15 protein-coding genes are annotated in these 16,137 nt (G+C 74.9%); 6 read left to right on the top strand and 9 right to left on the bottom strand.

The features are described from left to right. Nucleotides 1–91 precede the first annotated feature (91 nt). Entirely contained in the window at nt 92–1,759 is a 1,668-nt protein-coding gene (locus ACZ47G_RS35695; protein ID WP_465749990.1) for an eCIS core domain-containing protein, read from the bottom strand. 143 nt (nt 1,760–1,902) lie between these two features. Here ACZ47G_RS35695 and ACZ47G_RS35690 point away from each other — a divergent pair, with 143 nt between their 5' ends. Further along, nucleotides 1,903–2,031 (top strand): hypothetical protein, encoded by a 129-nt coding sequence (locus ACZ47G_RS35690; RefSeq protein WP_465749988.1) that lies wholly within the window; start codon nt 1,903–1,905, stop codon nt 2,029–2,031. A 38-nt stretch (nt 2,032–2,069) separates the two neighbouring features. Here the strand turns inward: ACZ47G_RS35690 and ACZ47G_RS35685 are convergent, their stop codons facing one another. Both ACZ47G_RS35685 and ACZ47G_RS35680 read right to left on the bottom strand, forming a co-directional pair. Next, the gene (locus ACZ47G_RS35685) at nt 2,070–2,933 is read right to left on the bottom strand and encodes a serine hydrolase (RefSeq protein WP_465750002.1); all 864 of its coding nucleotides are present in this window, start codon (nt 2,931–2,933) and stop codon (nt 2,070–2,072) included. A 146-nt stretch (nt 2,934–3,079) separates the two neighbouring features. Continuing rightward, entirely contained in the window at nt 3,080–4,027 is a 948-nt protein-coding gene (locus ACZ47G_RS35680; protein ID WP_465749986.1) for a LysR family transcriptional regulator, read from the bottom strand. Between the two features lie 192 nt (nt 4,028–4,219). Here ACZ47G_RS35680 and bla point away from each other — a divergent pair, with 192 nt between their 5' ends. The 3 genes from bla to ACZ47G_RS35665 all read left to right on the top strand — a co-directional run bounded on the left by bla (nt 4,220) and on the right by ACZ47G_RS35665 (nt 8,016). Further along, on the top strand, nt 4,220–5,170 hold the full coding sequence (gene bla / locus ACZ47G_RS35675) for a class A beta-lactamase (protein WP_465749984.1): 951 nt from the start codon (nt 4,220–4,222) through the stop codon (nt 5,168–5,170). A gap of 95 nt (nt 5,171–5,265) precedes the next feature. After that, the gene (locus ACZ47G_RS35670; RefSeq protein ID WP_465749982.1) at nt 5,266–6,336 is read left to right on the top strand and encodes an MBL fold metallo-hydrolase; all 1,071 of its coding nucleotides are present in this window, start codon (nt 5,266–5,268) and stop codon (nt 6,334–6,336) included. A gap of 69 nt (nt 6,337–6,405) precedes the next feature. Next, nucleotides 6,406–8,016: an Ig-like domain-containing protein gene (locus tag ACZ47G_RS35665; RefSeq protein ID WP_465749980.1), complete on the top strand. Its 1,611-nt coding sequence runs from the start codon at nt 6,406–6,408 to the stop codon at nt 8,014–8,016. Between the two features lie 191 nt (nt 8,017–8,207). Here the strand turns inward: ACZ47G_RS35665 and ACZ47G_RS35660 are convergent, their stop codons facing one another. The 6 genes from ACZ47G_RS35660 to ACZ47G_RS35635 all read right to left on the bottom strand — a co-directional run bounded on the left by ACZ47G_RS35660 (nt 8,208) and on the right by ACZ47G_RS35635 (nt 14,325). Next, nucleotides 8,208–8,852 (bottom strand): hypothetical protein, encoded by a 645-nt coding sequence (locus ACZ47G_RS35660; RefSeq protein ID WP_465749978.1) that lies wholly within the window; start codon nt 8,850–8,852, stop codon nt 8,208–8,210. Continuing rightward, nucleotides 8,849–10,276: a DUF58 domain-containing protein gene (locus ACZ47G_RS35655; RefSeq protein WP_465749976.1), complete on the bottom strand. Its 1,428-nt coding sequence runs from the start codon at nt 10,274–10,276 to the stop codon at nt 8,849–8,851. The genes ACZ47G_RS35660 and ACZ47G_RS35655 overlap by 4 nt, the downstream gene beginning before the upstream one ends. Further along, the gene (locus ACZ47G_RS35650) at nt 10,273–11,349 is read right to left on the bottom strand and encodes an AAA family ATPase (RefSeq protein ID WP_465749974.1); all 1,077 of its coding nucleotides are present in this window, start codon (nt 11,347–11,349) and stop codon (nt 10,273–10,275) included. Before ACZ47G_RS35650 ends, ACZ47G_RS35655 begins: the two co-directional genes overlap by 4 nt. A gap of 107 nt (nt 11,350–11,456) precedes the next feature. Beyond that, nucleotides 11,457–11,984 (bottom strand): hypothetical protein, encoded by a 528-nt coding sequence (locus ACZ47G_RS35645; RefSeq protein ID WP_465749972.1) that lies wholly within the window; start codon nt 11,982–11,984, stop codon nt 11,457–11,459. Continuing rightward, the gene (locus ACZ47G_RS35640; RefSeq protein ID WP_465749970.1) at nt 11,981–12,913 is read right to left on the bottom strand and encodes a DUF4129 domain-containing protein; all 933 of its coding nucleotides are present in this window, start codon (nt 12,911–12,913) and stop codon (nt 11,981–11,983) included. Before ACZ47G_RS35640 ends, ACZ47G_RS35645 begins: the two co-directional genes overlap by 4 nt. 323 nt (nt 12,914–13,236) lie before the next feature. Continuing rightward, nucleotides 13,237–14,325, bottom strand: coding sequence for an alcohol dehydrogenase catalytic domain-containing protein (locus ACZ47G_RS35635; RefSeq protein ID WP_465749968.1), 1,089 nt, complete (start codon nt 14,323–14,325; stop codon nt 13,237–13,239). A gap of 131 nt (nt 14,326–14,456) precedes the next feature. Here ACZ47G_RS35635 and ACZ47G_RS35630 point away from each other — a divergent pair, with 131 nt between their 5' ends. Beyond that, nucleotides 14,457–15,350 carry a LysR family transcriptional regulator gene (locus tag ACZ47G_RS35630; protein ID WP_465749966.1) on the top strand — a complete coding sequence of 298 codons (894 nt, stop codon included), beginning with the start codon at nt 14,457–14,459 and terminating at the stop codon, nt 15,348–15,350. A 113-nt stretch (nt 15,351–15,463) separates the two neighbouring features. Further along, nucleotides 15,464–16,060, top strand: a complete 597-nt coding sequence (gene thpR / locus ACZ47G_RS35625; RefSeq protein ID WP_465749964.1) for an RNA 2',3'-cyclic phosphodiesterase — start codon at nt 15,464–15,466, stop codon at nt 16,058–16,060. The last annotated feature ends 77 nt before the right edge of the window (nt 16,061–16,137 follow it).

The following is a 16,137-nucleotide window of genomic DNA, read 5'->3' as shown; positions in this document are numbered from 1 at the left end:
GAGAGCTACCTCGCCGGCCTCCACCTTCGTGGCGCGATGATCTGGAGCAAGGACCTCACCAGAGCCGCTTGATCACGACCAAATACGCACCCTAGTCCCCTCGAGTCGGTCCCTGGCCCGCCAGGATGTCGGCGAAGACGATCACGGACGCGCTCTCGCCGTATTTCGCCGACTTCTCCTGCCGGAAATCGCCGCTCCGCACGAGGATCTGGCGGATGTGGATCTCGGTGCCGATGGGGAAGGTCATCTCCTCCTCGGACTGGTTGTTCCTGCCGAGCGCCCTTCCCCGGTGGTCCTCCGGGAGGCCGAACTCCCAGACGATCTCCTTGCCGGCCACGTACGTGTGGGTCAATGGATCGCCGTACGTGGTCGACAGGATCGCCGGCCACTCGATGGTCTGGTCGACCGAGACGTAGCCACCGTCCGGGTGGTTCTCCTGCTGCTTGAGGATGCCGCCGAACGACTCGAACATGTGCTTGCTGTCGCCCCGCATCACGTTGCCTTCCTCGTTCGCGCGGGGCGTCGCGAAGTCGTCCCACACGCCGTTGATCCGGGCGAAGATGTCGAAGGTGTCCGCGAGGTGCTTCTCGTCCCACGCCTCTGTACTCTGCTCGTCCGCGTACCCCCGCGCCACGGCGATACTGCGCCACGCGTCGAGCACCTCCCTCTCCTTCGACTTGTAGGAGAAGCCGGGGGCGGCGATCTCGCCGGGGGCGAAGCCGACCTGCCCGAGGGCCGCGAGGAGCGGGTTGATCCGGCGGTAGTCGGCACTGAGGTAGTTCTCGCCGAGGTCGAGGTCCTTCTGCTTCTGCTTGGCCGCGAGGACCGCCGGGTCCAACTCGGCGGCGCGAGCCGCTTCATACTCCGCGCGGGACGCCTCCCGCCCTTCGACCGTCCCCCACGACTTGTCCTTGAGGGACGCCCGGGGCTTCTTGCCGTCCTCGCCCGCGGAGATCAGATAGGACCCGAAGGAGAAACCGAGGATCTTATGCCCCTCGATGTCCCCCTCGTCCGTGTGCTTGACGACCTGGGTCTCCTTCGGGAGGCCCGCCGCGAGGGTGCGCTGCACAGGCTCCTTTGCCGCACCGGCCGTCCCGGTCTCGGGCCCGTCCGAACGCTGCGGGCCGGAGGTCGCCCGGGGGGCCGGACGGCTCATCACCGCGCGGGCGTTGGCCTCGGCCTCGCGCTCGAAGCGGTCGGAGGGGTCGGAGACCTTCAGCCCGTTGCCGTGGTCGGTACCGCTGACCGGCCCCTGGCGCTGCTGGATGACGTGGGTGAGCTCGTGGGCGAGGGTGTGCGCGTCGCCCCCGCCCGCGGCGATGACGACGTGGTTGCCGGAGGTGTAGGCACGCGCGCCGACCTCGGCGGCGGAGGCGTTCGCGGCGCTGCCGGTGTGGATGCGTACGTCGGAGAAGTCGGCGCCGAGGCGGGACTCCATGTCCGTACGGGTGGCCTGGTCCAAGGGCCGGCCGGGGCTGCGCAGGACGTCGTGGACGGAGGAGCGCTGGACGGCGGCGGCCGCAGCACGCTGGACGGCGGGGTCCTTGAAGCCCCCGTGGCCGCAGCCGTCCCCGTGCCGGTGCTCCTCCTCGTCCAGTCCGTGGCCGGCCCGGCGAAGCATCTGGACGACCGCCGCGTTGCCCACGGTGCCCTGGAGGGCGAGGAGCCTGGGCCGTGGGTGCCCGGCCGTGGCGGGCGCGTGCCTCGCCTCCCGGCCGGCCTTGGCCCCGGTGGCCTTCTCGTTCTCCCGCTCACGCATCGGGCTCCGCCCCTCCTGGGATCGTCGGTAACGTTCCATTCAACCCAATGGCCGGGGCGCGGCGGAAGGTACTTGAGGGCAGAGCGCGGGTGCCCTGCGGCGGTCTCCTGTGGCACTTTCGTGCAGGTGGCCGGTGGCAGGGTGTGGACGAAGCATTCCGGCGCGGTCGGCTGGACCCACCGCGCCGAGGCATCGCCACCCGCTACGAGAAGACCGCCACCATCCACCCGGCCCGACTCCACATCGCAGGCGTCTTCCCCTGGCCCGCCTGATGATCCAAACGGAACCGCCTCGGTCCTGTCCGGCCCGCTCAGCCCCTCCCGGCCGCTGCCGCCTGTGCCCGGAGGGCGTCGACGGCTAGGCGGGCGGTGGTTCCGATGGCGGCGTCGGCGGCGGGCAGGGTGATGGTGGTGGCGGCGGCCCGGGTGAAGACGGCGACGGCGTAGCGGCCGCCGTCGGGGTACTCGACGACGCCGACCTCGTGGCGCAGCGTGGGGAGGGTGCCGGTCTTGCCGTGGACGCGGACGTCGTCGAAGGGGAAGCCGGAGGCCAGGCGGTGCGGCCAGACCTGGAGGCCGAGGAGGCGTCGCAGGGCGGCGCCGTGCTCGCCGGGGCAGGCGTCGCCGTGCCAGAGGGCGGCGAGCAGGGTGGTCATGTCGCGGGGGGTGCTGTGGTTGGTGAAGGCGGGGTCGAGAACCCTGAGGCGGGCGACCACGGCCGGGTCCACCGGGGAGTCCGGGCCGGTGTCCTCGGCGAGGGCGGCGATGAGGTCGCGGAGCTTGTGGACGGCGACGGTGCGGCTCAGGCCGAGGTCCGCCATGGTCCGGTTGACGGTGTCGAGACCGATCTCGTCCCACAGGACGTCGGCGGCGGTGTTGTCGCTGACGGCCACGGTGAGGTAGGCGAGGTCGCGCAGGGAGAGGCGGGCGGCGTCGAGCATGGCGGCGAGGCCGGTCCCCCCGGGGGTGCGGCCGGTGGCGGGGACGTCGACCTGCCGGGTCAGGTCGATCCGTCCGGCGGCGGCCTCGCGGTACAGCGTCACGAGCAGGCAGACCTTGTGGACGCTGGCGGTGCTGACGGCGGTGTCGGCGCCGAGGTCGATCTCGGCCCCGGTGTCGAGGTCGCGCGCGTGCAGCCGGCCGGTGACGCCCGCGTCGGCGAAGGCCGCGGCGATGCGGGTGCGCGCGGCCCGGCCGTGCGGGGTCCGGGCAGCAGCCGTACGGTCGGCTCGCGTGCGGTCGTTGGCCGTACGGTCGTTGGCCGTACGGTCGGCTCTCGTGCCGTCGGCTCGCGTGCGGTCGGCTCTCGTGCGGTCGCTGGTCACAGCGGGAACTCCATTGCGGGCCGGGGGTAGAGCGGGCGGTTGGGCGGCTGGGGCAGCAGGCCGCCCGGTCCGGTCAGCGCCGCGTGGGCGGCCTCCGCGAACAGCCTGACCGCGGGCCCGCCCCGCCCGGCCGGCCAGGCCGTGGAGGTCCGCCAGGCCAGCGGGGTGCCGGTGAGCGGACGCCAGACTGTACCCGGCGGTGGCGCGGTGCGCGGCACCAGGGCGACGGCGCTGCCGGTGAGCACGAGCGCGCCCGCGACGTCCGGTCCCGGCGGATCGACGACGGCCTCGGGGGTGCAGCCGTGCCTGGTCAGCGCGGTGAGCACCTCGTCGTACAGGGCCGGGGCGTTGGCGCGCGGGGGGAGGACCAGGCGCAGCCCGGTCAGTTCGGCCACCGTTAGCTCCGGGCTGTCGGCGTACGGGCTGCGGGCGGCGAGCAGGACGCCGAGCGGCTGGTGCAGGACGGGGCCGAAGGCCAGTCCGTCGGCCGGGCAGGGGTGGCGGACGACGGCGACGTCGACGGTGTGCTGGGCGAGTTCGCGCACCACGGTCGCGACCGGCAACTCCCGCAGTTCGAGCCGGGTGCCCGGGGAGGCGGTCTCGAAGCCGGTGAGCAGCGCGGCCAGGGCGGCCGGCCCGAGCTCGGGCGGGACGGCCGCGCGCAGGGTGCCGGCCCGTCCGGTGCGCAGGTCGGCGGCGGTGGCGAGGAGCCGGGCCGCGCTGTCCAGCGTCTCCTCCGCCTCGGCGAGCAGCAGCCGGCCCGCCGGGGTGAGGTCGACTCCGCGCGGGCCGCGGTCGAACAGGGTCACCCCGAGTTCGCGTTCGAGGCGCTGGATCCGTTGGGAGAGCGAGGGCTGGGCGATCCTCAGGCGCTCGGCAGCGCGGCCGAAGTGCCGTTCCTCGGCGACGGCGCGGAAGTGGCGGAGGTGCCCCAGCAGGTCCATGGGCAGCAATCATAGGTGTTTTCTTATCACCCACTTCACGATTGAGGTCTTGGACTGGGGAGGCGGCGGCCTGTTTAGCTGAGCGCGACGGCGCGACCACGCCGACACGAACCCGACGGCACGAACACGACCGCACCGCACACGACGGCACCGCACCGCACACGACCGCACCGACCACCTGGGAGACCACCGATGACGCCCGACCTGCACCGACCCCGCACCGCGCTGCCCGCCGTGGCCCTGCTGGTGGCCGCGCTGATCGGCGGGTGCGGCCGAGCGGGCAGCGCCTCGACGGCGCCGGCGACCGGCACGGCCGCGGCGACAGCGGCAACAGCGGCCTCGACGGCTCCCGCGACCGACTCGGCGGACGCCTCCTTCGCGGCACTGGAGCAGCAGTTCGGTGCCCGGCTCGGCGTGTTCGCCGTGGACACCGGTAGCGGCCGGGAGGTCACCCACCGAGCCGACGAGCGGTTCGCGTTCGCGTCCACGATCAAGTCGCTCGCCGCCGGCTACCTGCTGCACAAGGCATCCGACGCTGACCTGGACAAGGTCGTCCCCTACCGCCAGGAGGACGTGCTGGCGTGGGCACCGATCACCTCCCAGCACGTGGCCACCGGCATGACGCTGCGGGACCTGGCCGCCGCCTCCATCCAGTACAGCGACAACACCGCGGCCAACCTGGTCACCGCCCGACTCGGCGGCCCGGCGGCCGTCCAGCAGTCCCTGCGCGACCTGGGCGACTCGACCACCAGCGTCGACCGCACCGAACCCACCCTCAACGAGGCGACCCCGGGCGACACCCGCGACACCAGCACACCGCACGCCCTGGCCACCGACCTGCGCCGCTACGTGCTCGGCGACGTCCTCGCGGAGGACCGGCGCGGGCTGCTGACGGACTGGCTGGTCGGCAACACGACCGGCGGGCCGTACATCCGCGCGGGTGTGCCCGCCGATTGGAAGATCGGCGACAAGACCGGCAACGCGGGCTACGGCACCCGCAACGACGTCGCCGTGGCGTGGCCGGGCGGCGGGCGCAGCCCGATCGTGATCGTCCTCCTGTCCGACCGCGGCAAGGCGGACGCCAAGTCCGACGACGCCCTGCTCGCCCAGGCCACGAAGACCGTCGTCAACACCCTCGGCTGAGCCTCCCCGACCGACCAACCGACCGACCAACCGACCGACCGACCGACCGACCGCCGATCGCCCAACCGCCCGATCGACCAGGAGCCCCGACCGGAATGATCCGCCCCACCCGCCGGACCGCCACGGACGCCGACTTCACCCGGCGCCGCCTCGCCCAGCTCGCCGTCCTCGGTCTCACCGCCGGAGCCGGGCCGGGCGCCCTGGCCGGGCCGGCCTCGGCCGCCGCCCCCGATTCGGCGAGGACACCGTCCGCCTCCCGCGCCCACTACGACCGCGCCCGCCGCCTGGCCGGTGACGACCCCGTGCTGGGGGCCCTGGTGACGGCGCTGACACCCGGTTCCGCCCTGCCCCGGCTGCCCGCGCCCGCGCCCGTCAAGCTGTTCGACAACCTCGTGCTGCTGAGCGTGGGCTGGGTCTCGGCGATGGCGGTGCTGACCGACGACGGCATCGTGCTGATCGACGCGCTCACCTCGCCCGCCGATGCCGAGGGCGTCATCGTCCCCGGACTGCGGGCGGTCGGCGCCGACCCGGCGGCGATCCGGCACGTCGTCGTGACCCACGGCCACGCGGACCACTTCGGCGGCGCGCAGACCCTCGCCGACCGCTACGGCGCCCGGGTACACATGTCCCCGGCCGACTGGGACCTCCTCGCCCGCACCCGCCCCGCCGACGCCCCCGTCCGCGACCTCGACATCGCGGACGGCACGCAGCTCACGCTCGGCGGCACCACGATCGAACTGCACCACACCCCGGGCCACACTCCCGGCACCGTATCGCCGGTCATCCCGGTCCGCGCGGACCGCCGACACCACAGCGCGATGCTCTGGGGCGGCCTCAACCCGCCCTCGACGGTGGCGGAACTCCGCACCTTCCTCGCGTCCGTCCACTCCTTCCGGGCCGTCATGCGCCGGGCGAACGTGGAAGTCGAACTCTCCAACCACCCGAACGACCACGGCCTCGAACGAGCCGAACAGCTCCGGCACCAACCGCCCGGCGCCGCGAACCCCTTCCTCCTCGGCGGCCCTCGCACCCAGCGATACATGGCGGTCATGGACGCGATGCTGCGCGGCCGCATCACCGACGCGGAGGCGACGGAAGCCACGGAGACGATGGAGGAGGCAGCGGAAGCAGCGGCCAAGACTGCCGGGAGGTCCAAATGCGATTGACGCCTGGTCGGCCTGCTGACAAAGTGCTCCCGCCACACGATCGAACATGATCGAAGAGGGGGAAACCGCATGTCAACCACCATCAGCGGGCGCCTGGCCGCCACGCTCGGTGCCGCCGCCGTCGTCCTGATGACCATCGGCGCGCCCACGGCCACGGCCGAGAACGGGCAGACGGCCGTGACCGACCCCAAGGCCGCCCCGAGCCCGCGCTCGCTCGCCGCCGGGGCGTCCACCGACGCCTGCGACAGCACCACGACGCCGGGCTGGATCACCACCACCGAGCCCGCGCTCACCGCGCGCACCACCGCGCCCGGGGCGCGCTTCAAGGTGTGGAACGCGGCCGGCGCCAAGGTCTTCGACCAGACCGCGCAGACGGCTGCCGACGGCACCGTCCAGGTCCGACCCACGGGCCTCGCCGAGGGCGCCGGCTACTCCTGGCAGGTCTGGCCCGACTACGGCCCGGGCGGCGGGAAGCCGACCGCGGCCTGCCACTTCGGGATCGACGCCACAGCCCCGCAGTTCACCGTCGAGTCCGCCGACTTCCCGGCGTCCGCCGGCGGGGCGACCCCGTCGAAGTACGCCGGCCAGACCGGAACCTTCACCGTCAAGGGCACCGACCAGGGCTCGGGCGTCGCCTGCTACCAGTACGTCCTGAACGGCACGCTGAGCGCCGGCGCACCGTGCCAGGGCGCGGGCACCGTGACGGCCGGCGCCGACGGCACCGCGACCTTCCAGCTTAAGCCGACCCAGTGGGGCACCAACGTCCTCACCGTGCAGGCCGTCGACAACGCGGGCAACACCACCCCGCCGGTCACCTACACCTTCTACGCGCCCTCGAACCCGAACCCGCCGTCCACCCCGGGCGACGTCAACGGCGACGGCGTGCCGGACATCCTGCTGCCCGACGCCGCCGGCAACCTCCAGATCATCAGCGCGGACGCCACCAGCACCGTGCCGACGTCGACGGTCGCCGCCGTTCGCGCGCCGGGCGGCGCGGGGTGGAACGGCGTACAACTGCTGCACCGCGGCTGGGACCAGGCGCACGCGCCGGTGGACGACCTGATGGCCCACCGGCCGGGCGGTGCGGGCATGTCCCTCTACCGCAACTTCGACATGGGCGCCTTCGCCCGTGGCGTGATCTCGTTCGGGCGGGACATGGACCCGTTCAACCCGCCGCCGGTCCCGGCGGGCTTCACCCCCGACTGGTCGAAGGCCACTCAGCTGGTGCCCGTGGGCGCGCTCGGAACGGACCAGCGGACCTCGATCCTCACGGTGGAGGACGGCGATCTCTGGCTCTCCACCGACCCGGCTCCGCTGTACGACTACAACACCTTCGTGAGGATCTCCACCACGGGCGCCTGGACCGGCTACGACCTGATCGCCCCGGGCAAGGCGGCCGACGGCTCGCTCGCGCTCTGGTCCCGTAACCAGGCCACCGGCGAGCTGCGGACCTACCCGATCGCCAAGGGCGCAGACGGCAAGTACGACTTCACCTCGCTGGCCGACCCTGCGGCGGGCACGGTGATCGGCACCTTCCCGGTCGCCGAGTACCCCACGCTCGGCAGCGTGGGCGACGGCAACGGTGACGGGCGGCCCGACCTTTACGCCGTCACCGCCGACCGGCACCTGCTGACCTTCAACGGCGTCACCGACCCGAAGGACCTCGGCGTCCTGCGCTGATCCGAAGGACCTCTGCGTCCTGTGCTGATCCCGATGACCGAGGGCCCGTCCGACCGGACGGGCCCTCGGTCTTGTCGTCCTTGTCGTCCTTGTCGTCCTTGTCATCCTTGCCGTCCTCGAGAACGGGGCCGCCGAACGGTCGGTGGCGGGACAGTCAGTGCCGGGACCGTCGGTGGCCGGGGCGCGGGCCCTCAGGTGGCGGCCGGGCGGGTGTCGTCCGGTTGTCCGTCCGGCGGCGGCTGGGGCGGTGTGCGCTCCGGGCGCAGGGCGAGGGCCACGCCGAGGGCGGCTGCGGCCAGGCCCAGGACGGCGAGGGGGCGGGACCACTCGCCGGCCGCGGTGGGGGCGAGGGCCGGGGGCAGGACGAGCAGCGAGGCGGCGAGGGCGGCGGCCGCGGTGGTGGGGCGGATGGTCGGGCGGTGGGGGCCGAGCGCGTCGAGCAGCAGCAGATACCCGGCGAGCAGGACGGTGACTGCGAGCGCCCGCCACCAGGTCGGTTCGCCGAGGGCGGCGAGCGGGACGGATCCGGCGGCCAGGACGGTGGTGCGGGTCGCGGACAGGTGGGCGAGCCACCTCGTCGACGTCGGGCCGTCCGCTGCGGGTACGGCGGCCCACAGGGCGCCGGCGGCGATCGGCAGGAGGAGGAACGGACCCAGCCGGTCGGTGAGCGTGCCGGTGCCGGTGCCCGCGGCGGCGAGGGCGAGGGCGGTACCGGTGCCGCGCAGGGCGGCGCGTTCGAGGCGCGGGGAGAGGGCGGTGGTGCTGCGGACCGGCCGCCTCGGCTTCGCAGGGCGCGGCGGAGCGGTCGTCGGAGCGGTCGTCGAGGGGTCGGTCATCGCCCGCCTCCCACGATGCGGCGGCGCAGCAGCGGCCCGAGGGCGAGGTCCAGGGCTTCGCCGGGCGTGTGGGCGACCACCGGGATGCCCCGGCCGCGCAGGGTGGCGCGCATCGCCTCGCGCTCGGCGCGCCACAGACGCAGGGCGAGGGCGTCGGTCTCGTCGTCGGGGCGGGCGGTCGGCTCGCCGGCCGGGATCTCCACCACGACGAGGGGGTTGCCGCGTTCGCGGATCTGGCCGAGGACGTCGAGGATGCGCTGGTCGGCGAGGGGTGTGAAGGCGTAGACGAGGGCGTGGCCGGGCAGGGCCGCAAGCGACAGGGGCGGGAGGGGGCCGCGCCGGGGGCGGTCCTGGCGGGCCTCCAGCACGCTCTCCACGATGCGGTAGAACTGGCGGTCCCCGGTGGCGGCGGTGAGCTGGCGCAGGCGGCCGCCGACCGCGACGAGGCCGATCCGGTCGTGTCGGCGCAGGTAGGCGCGGGTCAGGCCGGTGGCGGCGCGCAGGGTCTCGTCCAGGCTGCGCCGTCCGGTGGTGGTGTCGATGTAGTCGGCGAGGGTGTCGAGCAGGACGACCGCGTCGACGGCGCGTTCGGCGGCGAACTGGTTGATCTGGACGGCGTCGCGGCGGGTGGTGGACGGCCAGTGGATCCGGCGCTGCCGTTCGCCGGGCACGTGCGGACGGACGCCGACGACCTCGACGCCGGTGCCCTCGTGAGCGGTGGTGTGCTCGCCGATCCGTTCGGGCAGCCGGACCGGGATCGGGGTCAGGCGGGCGGCATCGGGGACGGGGAAGACGTCGACGGTGCCGAGGTCGGTGCGGACGGTCCGGCGGGCCAGGCCCCGGGCGTCGGGCACGTCGAGGTCCACGACGCCCAGGTGACGGCGGCCCCAGCTGTCGGCGTGGAGGACGAGGTCGACGCCGGTCGGGGTGACGGTCAGGGCGTCCAGGGCGAGGCCGGGGCCGAGCGACACGGTGGGCTCGGGCGAGCCGATCCGGCCGTCGTGCTCGATGGTGACGTGCACGGTGACGGGCTCGCCCTCGAAGCAGCGCTGCGGATGGGCGGTGCTCCCGGCGGACAGCCTGCTGGGGCGGCCGGCTCCGGGAGCGGCCAGCGCGAGCAGCACGGCGGCGAAGGCGCCCGGGGCGAGCAGCCAGGCGTGACCGGTGAGCAGGGCGGCGACGGCCGCGGCGGTGGCCACCGTGAGCAGGCGCATGGTCTGCTGACCGGGCCGCCAGTGCGGCGAGGGCGGGCTGTCCGGCAGGCCGGCGGCGCTGGCCCGGACGGTGCGGGCGACGGCCAGGTCCCGGGCGCGGTGGGCGAAGCGGTCGGTGTGATCGGTGCCGTCGGTGCCGACAGTCCCCTCAGCGCCGCCGGTGCCGCCGGTGCCGCCGACGGGCGGGGCCGCGGCCGGGGCGGGGGTCACGGCGCCACCGCGCGGGGCAGCGTCTGCGGCGCCGGGACGGAGGCGACCAGCCGCGCCAGCACGTCGTCCGCCTCGATCTGGCGCACCCACAGTTCCGGCTTGAGCGTGATGCGGTGGGCCAGCGCGGGCCCGGCGAGCGCCTTGACGTCCTCGGGGGTGAGGTAGTCGCGGCCCTCCACCATGGCGTGGGCGCGGGCCAGTTGGATCAGCGCCAGGCCGCCTCGGGGCGAGGCGCCCACCTGAATCTGCTGGTCGTTGCGGGTGGCGTCGACGAGGGCGATGACGTAGTCGACCAGGTCGTCGTCGACCTCGACCCGTTCCACCGCGGCCCGCATGGCGAGCAGTTCCGCCGGGCCGACCACGGTCTCCAGGACCGGCTCGGGGGCCGCCCGGTCGATCCGGGCGCGCAGCATCGCCGCCTCGGTCGCGGTGGGGAGGTAGCCCATCCGCACGCGCAGCAGGAAGCGGTCGAGCTGGGCCTCGGGCAGGGAGTAGGTGCCCTCGTACTCGATCGGGTTGGCGGTGGCGATGACCAGGAAGGGGTCCGGCAGGCGGCGGGTGGCGCCGTCGACGGAGACCTGGCCCTCGGCCATCGCCTCCAGCAGGGCGGCCTGGGTCTTGGGCGGGGTCCGGTTGATCTCGTCGGCCAGCAGCAGCTGGGTGAACAGCGGGCCGGGCCGGAACACCATCTCGCCGGTGTTGCGCTCGTAGAAGGGCGCTCCGGTGACGTCGGAGGGCAGCAGGTCGGGGGTGAACTGGATCCGGCGGAAGTCCAGACCGAGGGTGGTCGCGAACGAGCGGGCCAGCAGGGTCTTCCCGAGCCCGGGCAGGTCCTCGATCAGGACGTGCCCGCCGGCGAGGGCGCCGAGCATGACCAGCCGCAGCGCCTCGGGCTTGCCGACGACGGCCCGTTCGATCTCCGCGAGCACCGCACGGGCCTGCTCCCCGGCCTGCTGCGGGGTCAGCGGGGGCGTGCCGGCGGGGGCGACCGCCGGTACCGCCTCCGGCGCCTCCCCCGGCGGCGTGCCCGGGGCGTCGGCGGGGCGGCGGGGGCTGGTGGAGAGGTCGGACATGTCGCTCCTGCGGAAACGATTCGGTCGCTGGGTGTGGGGGTCGGTACGGGAGCCGGCACGGAGGCCCGTCCGTGGATCGGCACGGGAGTCAGGCCGTCGGTCGGAGGTCACAGGGTGTCGAGCCGGTCGACGAGCTCGTGCAGGACCTCCGCCGGGAAGACCCGGGCCGGCGGGGGCGCCAGGGGGTCGATCCACGGCCACAGCCGCGGGCCGAGGAGCTCGGCCGCCCGGTCGCGGTCGGCGGGCAGGTTCAGGCCGTGGACCTCCGCGAGCCGTACCGCGTACAGCCGTTGGAGCCGGGAGCGCAACGGCGCGACGTCGCCCTGGGGGTCGAGGCCCTGGCGGACCGTCCAGCGCCAGTCACCGAGGCCGTGCTCGTACACCTCCATCTGGCGCGGCCGGCGGCGCAGCGAGAAGGTCTCGGTCCCCGCCCCGGCCACCCGGCGGGCGAGGAGGAGGCCGGTGCCGGCCAGCAGGACCGCGCCGGCCCCCGCCCCGGGCCAACCGCCGACCAGGGCGCACAGGACCTCGGCGAGGACGGCGGGCACGGCCAGCTCGATCAGGCTGTGGCGCACCGAGCCGGGGCGGGCGAGTTCGCGCTCCGTCCCGTCGCCGTGCGGCGCCGCGCCGCTCATCGGTGCCCTCCCCGGGTCTGTGCCGCGTCCGCGAGCGGGGGCTCGGTGTCCGCGAGCGGGGGCTCGGTGTCCGCGAACCGGGCGGCGATGGCGTCCAGGGCCGTACGGGCCCGGCGCACCTGGTCGTCGTCCATCGGGTGGCTCGAATACCGGGCCTCGCGGAACAGCGCGGTGAGCTCCCGCGCCCCGGCGGCGTCGATCCGCTCGTCGGACAGCGCGCGCAGCAGCAGCTCCGTCGGGCTCTCCCAGGCGTGCCGGGGCAGACCGGAGTCGGCCAGCGAGCTCTCCATCGCCGCGTAGCAGGCGATCACCGCCGCCCGGGCGTCCGTTCCGTCGAGTGCCCTGCGACCGGAGGCGACGGCCTCGGCGAGGGCGGCCTCCGGGCTCGCCGACCCGACCGCGGCCGGCGGCACCGCCGGTGCCTGCCGGTCTCGAAGCCGACGCCGCCGGCGCAGGAGGACGACCGCGACCAGCAGCGCGACCGCGGCCGCCAGGACGAGCAGGGCGGTGAACAGCACACCGGTCCCCAGGCCCGCGGCCGGCTCGGGCGGTGCCGGCGGCGCTCCCGACGGGGTCGGCAGAACGGGCCGGACGGAGGGCATCACCGGGAGATGGGGCCGTGCGTGCGGCCCGGAGTCGGCCCGGCGGTTCAGGACCAGCAGCAGCACCGGCACCGCGCCGGCGGCCAGCGGCAGCAGGCGCATGGCCGCCGCCCGCAGGCGATCGGCCCGGGGCGTCGGCCCGTCGAGGTGGCGGACCTCCTCGCGGAAGCGAACCGCGAACCTGCCCACCAGCGCGGCCCAGCCCAGCCCGATCAGCACCACGAACCCGAGGCTGCTCACCGGCCCGCTCGCGGCCGTCCCCAGCAATCCGCCGTCGGGGCGCAGCGCCGCGGCAGCCGTCAGCAGCCCGCCGACGACCAGCAGCACCCCCGCCGGCCGCCCCCACCGCCCGCGCGTACCCGACGGCGCCCCACGACTCATCCGAACCCCCCGGTCCCCGCGCGCGATGGCGCGCGACCAGCAGCCTCGCACACCGACCGTCACGGTGTCACCCGGGGTCACGGGCGCCCGGGCTCAGGTGCGCGACCAGGCGCGGTGCGGCCCCGTCAGCCCGACGGCGGGACGCGGACGGTGCGGCCCCGTCAGCCGGACGGCGGGACGCGGACGGTGCGGCCCCGTCAGCCGGACGGCGGGACGCGGACGGTGCGGCCCCGTCAGCCGGACGGCGGGACGCGGACGGTGCGGCCCCGTCAGCCGGACGGCGGGGTGAGGACGGTGCGGTCGAACGCGCCGCCGTGGGCGGCGGCGTGGGCGACGGCCTCGTTGACGGCGTCGAGGCCGAAGGTCCGGACCCGCTCGGGGCAGAGGTCCAGGGTGCCGGCGGCGACCAGCCGGATGATGCCGACGTTCGCCGTGCGCGGGTACATCCACTGCCCGCGCACGGTGACCGAGTTGCGCATGATCCACGGGTACGGGAGGGCCAGGTCGTCCCCGCCGAGCATGCCGACGCCACCCATCAGGACGACCCGGCCGTACTCGCGGACGGTCATGGCCGCCGCGCGGGTGGCCGAACTGGGTGCGCTCGGCGGGAGCAGGTCGATGACCAGGTCGATCGGGCCGTCGGCCGCGGCCGTCATGGCGGCACGGTCGGTGCTCTCCTCGCCGGTCAGCACGACGGGGCGCACCCGCGGCCCGAACCGGTCGGTGAGGAGGTCGAGGACGGCCCGGTTGCGGCCCGGGGCGACGACGCGGCCGGCCCCCATGGCGAGTGCGACGGCGACCGCGCTGCTGCCGAGGTTGCCGGTGGCCCCGCTGACCAACAGCGTCTCGCCGGCGGCGAGTTCGCCCGCCAGCAGTCCGCCGTAGGAGATGGCGTGCACGGCGAGGGCGGCCCAGCGGGCCGGGTCGTCGGCGGCCGCGGCGGGCAGCGGGTGGACGTTCTCGGTCGGGACCCTCATCAGCTCGGCGAACGATCCGTCGTGCAGGTGCCGGGCGAGCCGCGCGCCGCCCTCGCCGCGTGAACTCCAGCCCTGGAGCGTGATGTCGGGCGTCAGGGCGTCGTCCCGCGCGCGCACCGTCGAATCGCACCACACCAGGTCGCCGGGGCGCAGCCGGGTGGCGTCCGGGCCGACCCGGACGACCCGCCCCACGCCGCCGATCCCGGGGACGACGGGCGGGACCAGCGGGTACTTCCGGGCCCCGCTGAACACCTCGCCCGCGTACGGGGCCACCGCGGCGGCGAGGACCTCGACCAGCACCTCGCCGCCGCCGGCCTCGGGATCGGGCACCTCCCGCACCGTGAGCGGGGCGCCGAACCGCGTCAGAACTGCTGCGCGCATGGGAATGACCTCCGTGTCCGTCTGGATCGTCAGGACCGTCACGATCCGTCGGTATCCCTCGGGATCGACATTAAGAACGCTGAGCGCATGCGGGAAGCGACGATCCTTCATCCCTGGTATGCGTAGGACGCATGGACATCTCCAGCACGGGACTGCGGGTCCTGCGACAGATCGCCGAGTCCGGCAGCTTCACCGCGGCGGCCGGCCGGCTCGGCTACACCCAGTCGGCGGTCTCGCGACAGGCCGCCTCCCTCGAACGCAGCGTCGGTACCGCCCTGTTCGAACGGCGCACGGACGGGGTGCGGCTCACCCCCGCGGGCCTGACCCTGCTGCGACACGCCCACGCGATCCTCGACTCCTTCGCGGCGGCCGAACGCGACCTCAGCGGCGCCCACCCCCGGACGCCACCGGTACGTCTCGGGGTGTTCCTGAGCGCCGGCGCGGCGATCCTGCCCGCCGCGCTCGCCCACCTCGCGGCGGCCGACCCCCAGCTCACGGTGACCACCAGCGAGGGCACCACCCCCACCCTGATCCGGAGGCTGCGCGCGGGCTCGCTCGACCTCGCCGTGCTCACCTCCCGGCCGCCCCACCGGCCCCTGGACGGCGAGTCACCGCGCCTGCACGTCGAGACCGTCGCGGACACCGAGCTGGTCATCGCGGCGCCGGCGACCGGACGGTTCGCCGGCCGCACGACGGTGCACATCGACGAACTCGCCGACGCCGCGTGGATCGCCACCCCGTCATCGGCCGCCGAGCCGCTGCTCGGCGTCTGGCCCGGCCTGCCCGCCCGGCCGCGCATCGCCCACGCGGCCCGGGACTGGCTGACCAAACTCCACCTGGTCGCCGGCGGGTTCGGCGTCACGACCGTCCCGTCCCGGCTCTCGCCATTGCTGCCGCCCGGGGTGAGCCTGCTGCACGTCGAAGGCGCGCCGCCGGAGATCCGCCGGGTCCTGGTGGCGCGCCTTCCCGGACGTACCACCCCGGCGGTCGAGGCCGTCACCCGAGCGCTCACCTCGGCCGCCTGACCGGCGTCGCCCTACCTCTGCCGCCCTGCTCCCCCGACCGTCGGCCACCCCGGCGGCACCGCCCGCGGCCGGGCACTCGGCGGCGCCCGGTGCCCGGGTGCTAGAAATCCCCCGTGGACGATCACCCAGAACCCCCGACCCGGCGCGTCTTCGTGGCCCTGGCTCCGCCCGACGACGCCAAGGACGAACTGGCCCACGCCCTGCGGCCCGCGTACGAGGAGTACCCGCGGCTGCGCTGGAACCGGATCGAGGACTGGCACATCACCCTGGCCTTCCTCGGCGAACAGCCCTCCACGGTGGTGCCGCTGCTGCAAGCGGCGCTGGCCGGTCCGGTCGCCTCGCGCCCCGCCCTGCGGCTGAGCCTGCGCGGCGGCGGCCACTTCGACGAGCGGCTGCTGTGGAGCGGCATCGACGGGGACCTGGACGGACTGCAACTGCTCGCCGCCGACGTCCGGGGCCTGGTCAGGTCCTGCGGGATCCAGTTCAGGGACCGGCCGTTGCACCCCCACCTGACACTGGCACGCTCCCGCCGCGACGACCCCGTCAGCGTGCCGCAGGCCGCGGCCGGGCTCACCGGGTTCACCGGCCGGCCGTGGCGGACCGAGCGCCTGCACCTCGTCGCCAGCAACATCGGCCGTGGCCCCGGGCCGATCCGCTACCGCGACATCGCCTCCTGGCGGCTCGGCGCCGCCGCCCTAACCGAGCCTTAGCCCACCCGCCCGCCCGAACACCCCGCCGGCACAAGGCCGTTACCCCGGGCCAGAGGGGAATGAGGCGGGAATGGCAC

The organism is Kitasatospora sp. NPDC030952, from assembly GCF_055571335.1.
The sequence above is the reverse complement of the archived record's forward strand: the minus strand, read 5'-3'. Positions and strand labels throughout refer to the sequence as shown.

Bases quoted from the DNA above. Each gene is read 5' to 3' on its own strand.
- ACZ47G_RS35630 (WP_465749966.1), top strand. From the start codon at position 14,457: ATGGACATCTCCAGCACGGGACTGCGGGTCCTGCGACAGATCGCCGAG.
- ACZ47G_RS35695 (WP_465749990.1), bottom strand. From the start codon at position 1,759: ATGCGTGAGCGGGAGAACGAGAAGGCCACCGGGGCCAAGGCCGGCCGG.
- ACZ47G_RS35635 (WP_465749968.1), bottom strand. From the start codon at position 14,325: ATGCGCGCAGCAGTTCTGACGCGGTTCGGCGCCCCGCTCACGGTGCGG.
- ACZ47G_RS35650 (WP_465749974.1), bottom strand. From the start codon at position 11,349: ATGTCCGACCTCTCCACCAGCCCCCGCCGCCCCGCCGACGCCCCGGGC.
- ACZ47G_RS35645 (WP_465749972.1), bottom strand. From the start codon at position 11,984: ATGAGCGGCGCGGCGCCGCACGGCGACGGGACGGAGCGCGAACTCGCC.
- bla (WP_465749984.1), top strand. From the start codon at position 4,220: ATGACGCCCGACCTGCACCGACCCCGCACCGCGCTGCCCGCCGTGGCC.
- ACZ47G_RS35665 (WP_465749980.1), top strand. From the start codon at position 6,406: ATGTCAACCACCATCAGCGGGCGCCTGGCCGCCACGCTCGGTGCCGCC.
- ACZ47G_RS35660 (WP_465749978.1), bottom strand. From the start codon at position 8,852: ATGACCGACCCCTCGACGACCGCTCCGACGACCGCTCCGCCGCGCCCT.
- ACZ47G_RS35680 (WP_465749986.1), bottom strand. From the start codon at position 4,027: ATGGACCTGCTGGGGCACCTCCGCCACTTCCGCGCCGTCGCCGAGGAA.
- ACZ47G_RS35670 (WP_465749982.1), top strand. From the start codon at position 5,266: ATGATCCGCCCCACCCGCCGGACCGCCACGGACGCCGACTTCACCCGG.